Raw genomic sequence first — 13,143 nt, 5'->3', positions numbered from 1 at the left:
CAGCTATTCTTATTAAGCATACAGAGGAGGGGCTTTAACATTGAAACCTAAATCACAGATCGTTAACATACCCGTCTATAAACCAGGGAAGCCCATTGAAGAAGTCAAACGTGAACTAGGGTTAAGCGAAGTGATCAAGCTGGCCTCCAATGAGAACCCTTATGGCAGCTCACCAAAAGCAAGAGAAGCAATACAGGCTGAGCTGATGAATTTGAGTATTTATCCTGATGGAAGCGCTGGAGATTTGACTGCTGATCTGGCTGAACATCTTAACGTAGGCAGAGAGCAGATTATTTTCGGTGCAGGCTCGGATGAAGTCATTGCCCTCATTACTAGAGCGTTCCTTGTGAGCGGGGATGAGACAATTATGGCCGACCAGACATTCTCCGTTTATAAGAGCAATGCTGATATTGAAGGTGCGGTAAGCATAGAGGTTCCGCTGGTTGAAGGCAAACATGATCTTGAAGGAATGCTGGAGAAAGTAACCTCAAAGACGAAGATCATCTGGGTATGTAATCCGAACAATCCAACGGGAACGATTGTATCTGAAGCTGAGCTCGTATCTTTCCTGGACCGGGTGCCGCAGGATGTAATGGTCGTTCTTGATGAAGCATATTATGAGTACGTCACGGATGCAGCGTATCCGCAAACGATTCCTCTTCTCGCTAAATACGCTAATCTTGTGGTGCTGCGCACTTTCTCTAAAATATATGGACTTGCTGCGCTTCGCATTGGCTACGGTGTCGCACAGCCTGAGATAATCTCGCTCATCAATAAGGTTAGAGAACCGTTTAATACGAATCGATTAGGACAGTCCGCAGCCCGTGCAGCCCTGAGTGATCAGGCCTTTGTTACGCAATGCCGTGACTTGAACCGTGAAGGAGTAACGTATTTACAGGGCGAATTCGAGCGTCTGGGACTCCACTACTATGCAACACATGGCAACTTTATAATGGTTGATGCAGGCAGACCAGCAGGTGAGATGTTTGATGCGTTGCTGAGACAAGGGATTATTGTTCGTCCTGGTTTTCAAGTCTATCCTGCCTATATCCGAGTTTCTATTGGTACCAAAGAGCAGAACGAGGCTTTCATCAAGGCGCTGGAATATGTGCTGAAGGCTGAAACTACTGGAGTGTAACGGCTGCTTATGAATGAATCAGACAATCATACACAAAAAATAGCCATTTTCGGGGTGGGACTCATTGGTGGGTCCCTTGCCTTGTGTTTCAGAGGAAAACCCGGAATTACCGTCGTAGGATATGCTCACGAGCCTGCACTCCAGGAGCGATACATGCAGAGTGGAGTATTGGATGAAGTAACGTTGTCAATTGAAGAAGCGGCTATGGATGCGGATTATATATTTTTAAGCGTACCGGTGGGCATGCTGAATTACTATCTTGAACTACTTAGCAAGCTTCCACTTAAGAAAGGCTGCATCATTACAGATGTGGGAAGCACCAAAGCTTCGATTACCTCAGCCGCAAAATCGCTTGATTTTCAGGATGCCTATTTTATTGGCGGGCATCCCATGGCTGGCTCTGAAAGATCGGGTGTTGAAGCGGCTTCGGCTTTGCTGTTTGAGAATGCATATTATGTATTAACTCCTTTAGAAGGAATTCCTGAGCATGTGTACAATTCGCTCAAGGAGCTGCTTACCCATACGAAGGCACAGGTCATTCGAGTTGATCCGAAGCATCATGATGATATCGTCGGAGCCATCAGTCATTTGCCGCATATTATCGCTGTAGCTCTGGTCAATCAGGTCAGCGGGTATAACGAGGCAGAGCCGCTGTATCAGCTGCTTGCTGCCGGAGGCTTCAGGGATATAACCCGGATTGCATCCAGTGATCCTCTTGTATGGAGAGATATATTGTTAAGTAATCGGGAAGTGCTTCTGCGATTGTTCAAGGATTGGAATATGCAGATTCAGCGGTTTACGGATATAATAGAGCATCAAAATGGGGAAGCGATTGAAGAAGCATTCCGGTCTGCAGGTGCGTTTCGTAATCAGCTGCCAGAGAGAAGAAAAGGTGTTATTACCTCATTGTTTGATATTTATATTGATGTACCGGATACGCCAGGTATTATTGGCAGGATTGCAACAGAGCTAGGTACAGCGGCTATCAATTTGAGCAACATGCAAATTATCGAGAGCCGGGAGGACGTGCCGGGGATCTTAAGGCTGTCATTCAGGCAGGAAGAGGACATGGAGCGTGCGGCACAGCTGCTGATCTCCCAGAATTACACCGTTAGAAGCTAGGAAGCGTGCAAGCGGCTTTCTGGCTTTTTATATTGCCTTCTACATGGTTTTTAAACCTAATAAAATCGCTTTAACTGAGCAAATGAACAAGAAAATAAATTAATGTATAATAATGGTTGACAAAATGAAAACGTATACATATAATAAAAGTACAGTATGGTTTCTCTCCACTCCTATCCAATAACTGAGTTGCTCTGAAAATGGGCAACGGGTCGTGAACTCGGTTCACGGCCTCTTTTTTTTGTTAGAAGTGTGGAAATTTTATCCCAGCAAAAATGAATCAGTATCATGCGTCAATCGCTTCAGTGAACCTTTCGTTACATCGTCTAAATTATTCAATATTGAAGAGTCGCTCATAAAGAGCGGCTTTTTTTGTATATTATATATTTCTTCTGTGCGATCCAGTTCACAACCCCACTAAAAATCGTGATATCGCTTCATCAGAAAAATTAAATTCCAATTTACCTGCAACTATTTCCAGTTCAATTCCGTCACTAATTTAGTGGGATTTCAAAAGATGGGATATGAAAAAGAGGCTGACCTAGGCTGAAAGTAATGTTGTAACTGAAGTTTACAAAAATTTAACTATTTTATTGGGAAACTATGGTCGGTTGTATGGTATAATGTTCCTTGGTCATAAAGTCATGTTTAGGAAAGTGTTACTACATATGGGATGGAAATATACAGCAAGAACATGCTGCGGCTCCTAACGACCATTACATTTCTGTCATTTATTTATAATTTTTCAATTTAGATTAAGGTGTGAAATTCCTTTCAAACACAATATGTCATACCGTTTCATACGGTCTATCTTCATAACGAATTGTTAGATGTAATTATAGAAATGCGTGATCCCAATTTACTTATAAGTTGTTCTTAGATGCCTTACATGGGAGCAGGCTAAGGATAGGCAAGGAGGAGCATAGGCCTAATGGATGATTCAGAGCTGATCAAGGAGATTAAAGAGGGGAATATTGATTTATATTCAGAATTGATGAAGCGTTATGAGCGTAAAATGTATGCATTTGTATATCACATGTTGAGAAGTTCAGGGCTTGAACATTTAGCTGAAGATCTAGTATCTGAAACTTTTTACAAAGCTTACCGGAGCTTGCATTCTTTCCGTGAAATTGATGCATCCTTCTCTACATGGGTGTATACTATTGCTAGAAATACGGTTCTTAGCGAGCTTCGCAAACAACGAACTGCAAATATTCCACTGGAAGAGAGCGGCTTCATGCCAATCGCTTCTGCAGACACTGCGCCTGAACAGGCGATGCTTACGAGTGAACGCGTTGTGAAGGTGCGTGAAGCGATCAACAATTTGCCTGACAAGCAGCGTACTGCAATCATTTTAAGAGAGTATGACCAACTAGACTATCAAGAAATATCAAATATTTTAGGACAGACCGTAAGTTCTGTTAAATCCTTGTTGTTTCGTGCTCGAATGAGTGTCAAGAATCAATTGCAGTCTTATTTCTTTGAACCGATTTACGAGGAATACGAGGGGATGAAGAATCAATGAATTGCAGCGATGCCCGAGAGCATATGGCAATGATTTGGGATCTGCCTGCACATCACCCAATAAAGCTAGAATTTACGCAGCATATTCAGGGATGTAAAGCATGCAGGACAGAGTATGAGGAATGGACTGAGTTGTATGAGCTGATCCCTATGACTGCTGAACAAATACCTGAGAAGAAGATCCAATCCATGCACGCCAAAGTTATGGAACGGATCTATAAGGATAATCCGAATATTCAGAAGAGCGATGTGAGAACCTATCCATTGTTGCCACAGACGGTGAATCATCGGTTATCTATTTGGATATCTGCATGTCTGGCTTTGTTCTTGTGCAGTGTTGTCTTTATGACTTCAAGTCTGGGCTCTGACATGGGAGAAGCTGCGAAGCAGCAATCGGGTATCGTTCCGACGGCTGTAGCGAGTACTTCCACATCGTTATCTATCTGGCATCATGATGAAAGTAGAACAAGCGGTATAATGGAACCATTGGTTGTTGGAATGAAGGCTTATCCTGAGCATTGGATGATACTGTCTTTAATTGCTCTGGGAGTGGCGTTATTCTCTCTTCGCCGCATACATCATGGACGGGCGATCACTTCTCGAGAAGGGAGCAAGCAATGAGAATAGGTCTTATTCGTCATGGATTGACTGACTGGAATGTACTAGGTCGTATACAAGGTCAAAGTGATATTCCGCTGAACGAGGAAGGCAGGCAGCAAGCAAGACTGCTGGGTAACAGACTTCTTGAGGAACCTTACAAGTGGGATTATATCATTACCAGCGGATTGTCACGTGCGCAGGAGACAGGTGAGATCATTTCTGGTATTTTGAGTACACCTATGCTTCCGCCAGATGAGCGCCTCAAAGAAAGATCCTTTGGCCAGGCTGAAGGACTTACTGCTCTGGAACGTGAAGCGAAATGGGGGACCGACTGGAACCTGCAGGATCTGGGTCAAGAGAAAGAACCCGCAATGCAGGCAAGAATCCTATCCTTCATGCATGACTTAGCAGAGCAATACCCTGATCATCATATTCTTGTGATATCCCACGGTGCACTGCTTGCTCAGTTGTACAGAGCTCTGTATGAAGATCAATATTCTGAGCGGATCGGCAATTTATCACTAACGATTCTGGAGAAGTCGGAGTCGGATTGGAACCCGCTATTGTATAATTGCACGAAGCATTTACTAGCAGCAGATTCTGTTAACAAGAAATAGGTTTAAGCGGTAACCCGATAATATTCGGGTTATTTTTTTTGCGATTTTGGAATAAATGTTGTAATAATTCCCATAATGGTAGTAAAACGGCGAGGCGATGGAACAATGAATTTAGCGGATCTTCTCACATATGCCGATATCGGTCAGCTGAACCGCATTGCGAACCATTATGAATGCTCAAGCAAGACCAATTCAAAACATGAATTGATTCAGAGCATCTTAATTACGTTAGGCAGCAAATCCTTTGTTGAAGAACAGGTGGAGAAGCTTCCGATCGGACATCTTTGTTTTTTGAATGCGTTGTTGTTCGACACAAGAGCCAGGTTCAGTATGGAAGAGCTCACTGCGCTGGCTAGACAAGCCATTGATCCGAAGGGTGGACAACCCGGCTCTTATTTTAGAGATATTATTGTCCATTTCACCAAGTCCGGATGGTTATTTAATGGCTCGACTCATCAGACCCGGTATTTGTATCAAGTACCTAATGATCTAAAACTTAAATTTCTTCGCATATTGCAGGAAAGATTTAAACAGATGATGGTAAACATAAATGAACCCTCTGCATATCGAGATGAACACCACTTGCTTGCCGAGGATCTCAGACAGATGCTAAAGTTCGTTGATCAATATGAGATCCCTTTGAATCAGGAAGGATTTATGTACAGGCGAACTCAACAACAGCTGATGGAATTTCTGAACATTCAGGAACCTCTTCTCGGAAAGGGCGGCTGGCGCTTTGGATATGGCCGTACTTACAAAGAATACCCAGACCGATTAGCTCTGCTGTACGACTACGCGTATCATCGTCGATATGTAACTGAACATAATGGGCTGCTTGAACTGACTACAGAGGGCAGAGCATCGATGGAGACAGCGCGGGAAGAAGAGATGATACAGCTATTCCGCTTTTGGTTAAGACAGTATAAAGGGGCTATACCTAATGTAGCATCCGTCGTTTATTGGATTGGCAGGTGTGCTGAGAGGTGGGTCACAGTATCATCGCTATTGGAGAGCATAGGGGATTTGGTACATCCGTTCTACTATGATTCCAAGGAAGTCGTTTTTACGCAGCGCATATTACAGATGCTCTTGCATTTGGGGATGATCCGATGCGGAGATACCGAGCAGGAAGGGCAGGTTATACAAATAACGGCCTGGGGGAGTAAAGTATCCAGCTCCCATATTATCCTTCTTTAATGATCGGAACAGAAATTTGATTAAACAAACAATTGGTTGGAGGTGCATCCTATGGATAAAATGAAAGTTACTTACGAGGTCATGTTAGGACTGGCTGCTGAGATGGTGTGGGACGAGGCGTTAAAGAAACATCGAAGTGAAAAGCTCTTGGATGAAATTGATAAAGCACTGGCATCGGGGGATGAAGTGGCTTTTCGTAACCTGACGGATGAACTGAGATTAATTAACTAACAAACGCAAGCAAGTCATATTTTGCCTATAACCTAAATCAATTTCACAACTGATTTAGTCAACCCTACTTACTATATGGCTGGAGTCTACCCATATAATAAGTGGGTTTTTTTGCTTTTTATAATAAATCATTCAATGAATTGAAGCTCTTCCCAACGGGTGAAGACTAGCTTTATAATAGAGGGAAAATAACACAAACGATAGGGAGGAATACTGGCCTTGAAATTCAGCGAGATCAGTCAAGACGAATGGATGGAATGGAAGCCATACTTGGATACATGTATTATCCCATATACAGGCCTGACAGGACAGGAATCGCCTCTTGAAGCTGTAAGCGCTTTAGAAGATTTGAGAGATTTGCTTGATATCGTAGAAATTCCATTCAAAGGACGGGTAGTCACCTATCCGGCATTCCATTATACAGCGAAGGAGCATCAGGAGTCCTTGAATGATGTATGCAGACAATTGAAATCAAGCGGGTTTAAGTTTGTCATCATCATGAGCATAGGTCAAGAGATTAATCCCTCCGTGGTTACTGCTTCAGATTTGATATTTACTTTCCCTAAATGTGAAATTTCAGTGAGCAAGAGCAAGGAGGAGTCAGCTGAAAAAATCAATCAATTGTCACAAAAAATACATCGTGACGTGTATCGACTATGGGGATTACAATAGCTTGAAATAAATTGTGACAAAATACCAACATTTTCAATATAACGCTTCCATTCTTTATTTTAAAATGTGTGACAAATTCTTGACGGTCAATGGAGGCTAATATATGATAATGTATGTCCTAGTAATTTGTGGAATATTTTAAAAGAACAATGAAATATTTGGATGAAAAAGGGGGTTGGAAGAGGATGAGCAATCACAAAGACAAAGAGCACCAACTGCCTAAACCACCCGGTCGTAAAGAGATGTCACGCAGACAGTTTCTAACTTACACTTTGGGCGGTGCGACGGCTTACATGGCTGCGGGTGCAGCTCTGCCGATGATCCGTTTTGCTGTAGACCCGATACTGCAGAAGGACGATGAAGGCGATTTTGTGAAAGTCATTGAAGTGAGTAAGGTCACGGAAGAGCCTCAGGAAGTGACTTTTGAGCTTAAACAGCAAGATGGCTGGTATCTTAGCAATTCGTCCTTGGTTGCCTGGATCAGGAGAGGTGAGGATGGAGTCATATACGCCTTATCACCGATCTGCAAGCATCTGGGTTGTACCGTGCGTTACAATAACAACCCGACATATCCAGACGAATATTTCTGTCCGTGTCATGGTGCGCATTATACGAAGGAAGGCAAGCAGCTGGAGGTTGCTTCAGCGCCGCTTGATGAATACACCGTCAAGGAAGAGGAAGGCTGGGTGTATCTCGGAAGCATTGTTCCAAATACTAGAGTCCAATAGGGAGGGCGTGAGTAGATGTTTAAGAATATTTACAACTGGGTCGACGAACGTCTGGACATTACCCCGATTTGGCGTGACGTTGCTGACCATGAAGTTCCTGAACACGTGAATCCCGCTCATCACTTCTCGGCTTTTGTTTATTGTTTCGGCGGACTTACGTTTTTCATTACGGTAATACAGATTCTGTCCGGGATGTTCCTCACGATGTATTACGTACCGGATATCATTAACGCTTATGCGAGCGTAGAGTTCTTACAGACCCAGGTTGCATTCGGTCAAATTGTACGGGGCATGCACCACTGGGGAGCTAGTTTGGTAATAGTTATGATGTTTCTACATACGATGCGGGTGTTCTTTACAGGTTCATACAAAGCACCTCGCGAGATGAACTGGGTAGTCGGGATGCTGATCTTCTTTGTTATGCTTGGCTTGGGATTAACGGGATACCTGCTGCCTTGGGATAACAAAGCGTACTTCGCAACGAAGGTTACACTAGAGATTGCGAATACGGTACCTGTGCTTGGCCCGGTTATCAAAGAACTTCTACAGGGCGGGTCCATTGTCGGAGCGGAGACCTTGACCAGATTCTTTGCTCTGCATGTATTCTTCCTTCCGGCTGTTCTGCTCATTCTGCTTGTTGGACATTTTATTATGATTCGCAGACAAGGAATTTCCGGACCACTATAATCGAAGGGAGGATAAGCCTATGGCACACGGGAAGAAATCGGATGAGAAGGTTGTATTTGTTGGTGATTCTCGGGTTCGCAAGGGAGAGGGCTTTATTACTCCACCCGACTATACGTCATATCCGGGTAAGTCCGAAGCGTTCATTCCTAACTTCCTATTGAAAGAATGGATGGTAGGTGTCGTCGTTCTGGTTGGTTTTTTAGTACTGACCATTTCGGAGCCTGCTCCACTCGGATATCCGGCTGATCCAAGTGCTAACGTCATTCCGATGCCGGACTGGTACTTCTTATTCTTATACCAATATTTGAAATATCCATACGCTTCTGGCGATTACGTCGTTCTCGGTACCCTGGGTGTTTCTGGAGTTGCGTTCGGTGCACTGCTCCTGGCCCCTTTTCTTGATACGGGTAAGGAACGCCGCTTCTATAGAAGACCGATTGCCTCCTCGCTTATGCTGTTGTCGATTGTTTCGGTGATCTACTTGACGAATGTTGCCTGGACTCACTACAAGCATGAGCTTGAAGCTACGGGACAGGAGCCGGAGCATATTCAGCGGGAGAAGGAAGCGGAGGAGAGGCATGCGGCAGGCGAATCCACATCATTTGCTCCGTCTCAGGAGGAGGATGAGATCGCGATTGTCGAGCCTGATGCTGCGGGAGCTGAGATCTATAAGAAAGCGACCTGTGTAAGCTGTCATGCCGTGGACTTGAAAGGACAGGGTGCTCCGGCGCTGCTCGGAATCGGTGACAAGCACAGCCAGGAAGAAATTCTCACGATCATCAAAGAAGGTGTAGGTGGAATGCCGGCACAATATGATGGTAATATTGCGCAAGGACTCACAGACGAAGATATTAACACCTTAGCAGAGTGGCTTGCACTTCAGAAAGCAGAACAGTAAAATATAGGTTATAGCTGAAAGCCTGACTGCAGCCGCAGTCAGGTTTTTTTCGGAATGTAGAAATAATGTACATATGATACTTCATATTGCAATTTGTCAGAGGGGGATACAGGTGTTTTCGATTTCTTTCTTATGGAGCCGGGCCTTTCTCATGCATCGAGGCTTTCTTTGGTTGTTATTTTTGTGTAACCTACTGGGAACGGTATATGGTTATATATGGTACGGAGCGCAGCTGCAGTCCACGCTGGACCATTATCCTGCATGGCTGATTGTATTCGTTCCTGACAGCCCGACAGCAAGTCTGTTTTTTACCATATCACTTCTATTCTTATTGTATCCTGCTTCATCGTCTTGGCTGAAGAAAACAGGACATGTCATTCAAGCTTTGGCTTTTGTCACTTCATTTAAATATGGTATATGGGCAGTTGTCATGATCGTAGCAGGCTGGTCTCTTGGAGTGGATATGATCTGGTCGGATTTTATGTTGATTGCTTCTCACCTGGCCATGGCTGTTGAAGTGCTGCTGTATGCTCGATTCTTCGGTTTTAGACTGGGCAGTCTTGTGTTTGCTGGTACATGGACATTACTTAATGATACGCTGGATTATACGAAAGGCATCTATCCAGGTCTTCCGAATGCTGTTGACGTCTACATAAACCGAGTTCGTAATTTCACAGTAGTTCTCTCACTGGCTTCCATTCTTACCGGCTTCATCGCGCTCAGACAAACCAAACGATTATAGTACTAGGCTCTCACATCCCCTCATACGATAAGGTAGGAGGGGATGTCCATGTTTTCGCTTATAAAACGATCTTCCTGTGTGATTACAGCTATGCTCTGCTGCACGCTGCTCAGTGGTGCGATTGTTTCCAGTGTGTCTGCTGCAAGTGCTCAGGAGACACAAGCTGATTCAGAGCTCATGAAGCGGCTGAACGATACAGCGACTTCATTGTACCGGAAATCCCTCGAGAACAATCTAGTCGGTGTTCGGGAGGATGTTCAGTTGATAACTACCCAGGTTGGGCGATTGTCCTATGATGGGGTAACGAGTGTGGAAGGGATGCATGCATTGACTGAAACGATCGTTGAAGTCAAAGAGGCATCCGCGAGTACGGATGCAGCTGCCGATTCGCTGCAGCATGCTTCTGCTAAATTAAGACTGGCTGTGGATACCCTCGCACATCCTGAGAAACCGCTGTGGCTGCAATATTATAAAATATTGAAAGAGGATATTGCAGCGGTTCAAGAAGGGGCACTAAACCAACGAGCTGATCTACTCATGGTTACATATGGAGAGTTTGAGCAGCATTACGAAACCATTCGTCCAGCGGCAATTATCAAGAAGCAGCCATATGAAATTGAACGTTTTGACTCGTGGATGTCCTATTTAAAGGGGCTGACCATGCGTTCAGAGCCGAACTATGAAGCGGTTGCTGAAGCCTTGCAGCAGGGAGATGAATTTGTAAATGCTCTGTTCGGCAAGGAAAAGGATGAAACGGCCTTTACTCCGTTTGCGAGTGGTCCTGAGCCTTGGGCTGCCGAGCTGTTCATAGGCTCCACCATTATGGCGGTATTGGCTTATGTCGGATATCGTAAATTTCAAGGCACAGAAACAGCTCCATTCACAAGAAGATAGGCTATTGAAGATTGTGAATCGACGATATTTATTGGAAATCGATGTAATAGTCTCATGTCATTCCGTATCATTAAAAAGCCCGGTGATCCGGGCTATTCCTCTTTAAATCCCTCGCCATATACATCTTGCACCTCCGAAATAATAACAAAGGCTTTGGCATCTGCTAATTTAATAATTTCCTGCAGCTGTCTGATCTCTTGTCTGGCAACCACACAATAAGCCACATGCTTTGCTTGTTTAGAATAAGCTCCGACCGCGGGCACCAATGTCACTCCTCTATCCATTTCAATCGTAATTTTCTGTGCAATCTGATCCGCCTGATCACTTATAATAGTAAAGGATTTAAGGGAATAGGCGCCTTCCTGAATAAAATCAATTACCTTAGAGCTGATAAAGACGGACACCAGCGTATATAAGATCTTATCCAAAGGAATGAAAAAAAGCGAAGAACCAATAATGATAATATCGATGCCGAGCATCACTTTACCGATACTGATTCCTGATCTGCGGGATAAAATTCTTGCAATGATATCTGATCCACCGGTAGTGCCTCCGGCGCGAAAGACAATTCCAAGTCCTGTCCCAATCGTTACCCCTGCGTATAGAGCGGCGAGCAGATAATCATGTTCTGTCTTAAACGGAACAATATAGTCTGCTTCAATAAGTCTCTCGAACAGGCCAAGGAAGAAAGTGAGCAGAACAATCCCGATGCCTGTGTAGAGAATTTGTCTTCCGCCGAGTACCTTCCATCCCAGGATGAATAGCGGGATATTGATGACCAGGGTTGATAAAGAGGGAGATATACCAAACGCATAATTGAGCAGGACGGTTATTCCCGTTACTCCACCTTCCATCAGCTGATTCGGAATAATAAAGTACAGCAGTCCAAATGCAAAAACGGCAGTGCCGAGCATAATGGGAAGGATGATTTTTAATTGGTCCATCCATTTATTTTTCATTATCAATATACCTCACTGAGCTGTTTGTTCTTTCCATGCACTTTATAACCATAATTTTACTCGCTAGAAATGGTCTGAAGGGTGTACAAACGTAGTATGCCTGTTTCCTCCTCGTATTAAAAAAATGATTTGTTTTCACTATCTCAATACGTTAACATTGGAATAAAGCAAATTTATCGGTAAGGAGCTACAACTGGTATGGAGAAAAGTCTTGCTGAAATCCAACGGGAAGTGGACCGTTACATTTCACAGTTCAAGGAAGGGTACTTCAGCCCGATGACAATGCTTGCGAGAATGACAGAGGAAGTAGGGGAGCTTGCCCGTGAGGTTAATCACGAATTCGGGGAGAAACCCAAGAAATCTACGGAGGCTGACAACTCCATTGAGCTTGAACTTGGGGACATTTTATTTATTACCCTTTGTTTTGCGAACTCACTCGGCATTGATCTGACGGAGGCTCATAACAAAGTAATGCATAAATTTAATACAAGAGATGCGAATCGCTGGACCAAAAAGGACACCGAATAATCCATCCTTACATATGCTGTACTAACCCATATTCGGGAGGGACAGCACGCATGAAATCTTATCCTTATATCCAAGAAGCATATAAAGCTATTCTGCATGGTGATTACGAGCTTGCGGTGTACTGGTTCGAAACGGCAATAGAGAAGGAACCAAACAATGCCGAAATTCATTATCGCTGCTCGATTACCTATGCACGTAATGGGAAGCTGGAGCAGGCTTTGCTTCATGCTCAAAAAGCAGCAGAACTTGCGCCAGACCATGGTGAGTATATTATGCACCTAGGAAGCCTTGAGGCGAAGAAGCTGACTGCAGGTGCAAGACAGCTCATTGAAGCATCGGCGTCTGATTTGTCTAAGGCCAGAGAGGATATACTCGCACAGCTGAAGAAGTCGATTGAGCTTGATCCGCTCTATACGGATGCTTACGTATGGCTAGCCATTGCCTATGCCGAAATGGATGAGTACATTCTAGCGATCGCGGTGCTCAAAGAAGCGATATCGCTGGAGCCGCAGAATGAACAATTAACACAGCTGTTGCAGGATTTTCACAATCGAATGAAGTCTAATAAGAATAAATCATCAAGCTAGAATATAAGGAGTGTTTCTA

Annotated in this window: 16 protein-coding genes; 15 read left to right on the top strand and 1 reads right to left on the bottom strand. The window is 44.0% G+C overall.

Annotation, left to right across the window (positions count from 1 at the left end):
• Window positions 1-40: 40 nt before the first annotated feature.
• From hisC to PUW25_RS16770, 13 genes are all read left to right on the top strand, one after another.
• Window positions 41-1,138, top strand: coding sequence for a histidinol-phosphate transaminase (gene hisC, locus PUW25_RS16830; protein WP_047911144.1), 1,098 nt, complete (start codon window positions 41-43; stop codon window positions 1,136-1,138).
• A 9-nt stretch (window positions 1,139-1,147) separates the two neighbouring features.
• Window positions 1,148-2,260, top strand: coding sequence for a prephenate dehydrogenase (locus PUW25_RS16825; RefSeq protein ID WP_047911145.1), 1,113 nt, complete (start codon window positions 1,148-1,150; stop codon window positions 2,258-2,260).
• Between the two features lie 931 nt (window positions 2,261-3,191).
• Window positions 3,192-3,785 (top strand): RNA polymerase sigma factor, encoded by a 594-nt coding sequence (locus PUW25_RS16820; protein WP_047911146.1) that lies wholly within the window; start codon window positions 3,192-3,194, stop codon window positions 3,783-3,785.
• Complete coding sequence (locus tag PUW25_RS16815; RefSeq protein WP_047911147.1) at window positions 3,782-4,405, top strand: anti-sigma factor family protein; 624 nt, start codon at window positions 3,782-3,784, stop codon at window positions 4,403-4,405. Before PUW25_RS16820 ends, PUW25_RS16815 begins: the two co-directional genes overlap by 4 nt.
• Window positions 4,402-5,001, top strand: a complete 600-nt coding sequence (locus PUW25_RS16810) for a histidine phosphatase family protein (protein WP_047911148.1) — start codon at window positions 4,402-4,404, stop codon at window positions 4,999-5,001. Before PUW25_RS16815 ends, PUW25_RS16810 begins: the two co-directional genes overlap by 4 nt.
• A gap of 105 nt (window positions 5,002-5,106) precedes the next feature.
• On the top strand, window positions 5,107-6,198 hold the full coding sequence (locus PUW25_RS16805; protein WP_047911149.1) for a hypothetical protein: 1,092 nt from the start codon (window positions 5,107-5,109) through the stop codon (window positions 6,196-6,198).
• A 51-nt stretch (window positions 6,199-6,249) separates the two neighbouring features.
• On the top strand, window positions 6,250-6,429 hold the full coding sequence (locus tag PUW25_RS16800; protein ID WP_047911150.1) for an IDEAL domain-containing protein: 180 nt from the start codon (window positions 6,250-6,252) through the stop codon (window positions 6,427-6,429).
• Window positions 6,430-6,648: 219 nt separating this feature from the next.
• Window positions 6,649-7,101: a DUF2487 family protein gene (locus tag PUW25_RS16795; protein WP_047911151.1), complete on the top strand. Its 453-nt coding sequence runs from the start codon at window positions 6,649-6,651 to the stop codon at window positions 7,099-7,101.
• Between the two features lie 185 nt (window positions 7,102-7,286).
• Complete coding sequence (locus PUW25_RS16790; protein WP_047911152.1) at window positions 7,287-7,829, top strand: QcrA and Rieske domain-containing protein; 543 nt, start codon at window positions 7,287-7,289, stop codon at window positions 7,827-7,829.
• A gap of 15 nt (window positions 7,830-7,844) precedes the next feature.
• On the top strand, window positions 7,845-8,516 hold the full coding sequence (gene qcrB, locus PUW25_RS16785) for a menaquinol-cytochrome c reductase cytochrome b subunit (RefSeq protein ID WP_047911153.1): 672 nt from the start codon (window positions 7,845-7,847) through the stop codon (window positions 8,514-8,516).
• A 19-nt stretch (window positions 8,517-8,535) separates the two neighbouring features.
• Window positions 8,536-9,414: a menaquinol-cytochrome c reductase cytochrome b/c subunit gene (locus PUW25_RS16780; RefSeq protein WP_047911154.1), complete on the top strand. Its 879-nt coding sequence runs from the start codon at window positions 8,536-8,538 to the stop codon at window positions 9,412-9,414.
• 73 nt (window positions 9,415-9,487) lie between these two features.
• Entirely contained in the window at window positions 9,488-10,156 is a 669-nt protein-coding gene (locus PUW25_RS16775) for a DUF1405 domain-containing protein (RefSeq protein WP_047911155.1), read from the top strand.
• Window positions 10,157-10,204: 48 nt separating this feature from the next.
• Window positions 10,205-11,050 (top strand): sporulation protein YpjB, encoded by an 846-nt coding sequence (locus PUW25_RS16770; RefSeq protein ID WP_052511828.1) that lies wholly within the window; start codon window positions 10,205-10,207, stop codon window positions 11,048-11,050.
• A gap of 92 nt (window positions 11,051-11,142) precedes the next feature.
• Here PUW25_RS16770 and PUW25_RS16765 read toward each other — a convergent pair whose 3' ends face one another.
• Window positions 11,143-12,009, bottom strand: a complete 867-nt coding sequence (locus PUW25_RS16765) for a YitT family protein (protein WP_047911156.1) — start codon at window positions 12,007-12,009, stop codon at window positions 11,143-11,145.
• A 198-nt stretch (window positions 12,010-12,207) separates the two neighbouring features.
• On the opposite strand from PUW25_RS16765, the gene PUW25_RS16760 reads away from it, so the two are divergent.
• Window positions 12,208-12,537, top strand: coding sequence for a nucleotide pyrophosphohydrolase (locus PUW25_RS16760; RefSeq protein ID WP_047911157.1), 330 nt, complete (start codon window positions 12,208-12,210; stop codon window positions 12,535-12,537).
• Window positions 12,538-12,587: 50 nt separating this feature from the next.
• Window positions 12,588-13,124, top strand: coding sequence for a tetratricopeptide repeat protein (locus PUW25_RS16755; protein ID WP_047911158.1), 537 nt, complete (start codon window positions 12,588-12,590; stop codon window positions 13,122-13,124).
• Window positions 13,125-13,143: the final 19 nt, after the last annotated feature.

The organism is Paenibacillus urinalis (genome assembly GCF_028747985.1).
Lineage (GTDB): Bacteria > Bacillota > Bacilli > Paenibacillales > Paenibacillaceae > Paenibacillus > Paenibacillus urinalis.
Note: the sequence above shows the minus strand (reverse complement) of the source record. Positions and strands in the feature narration are given on the sequence as shown.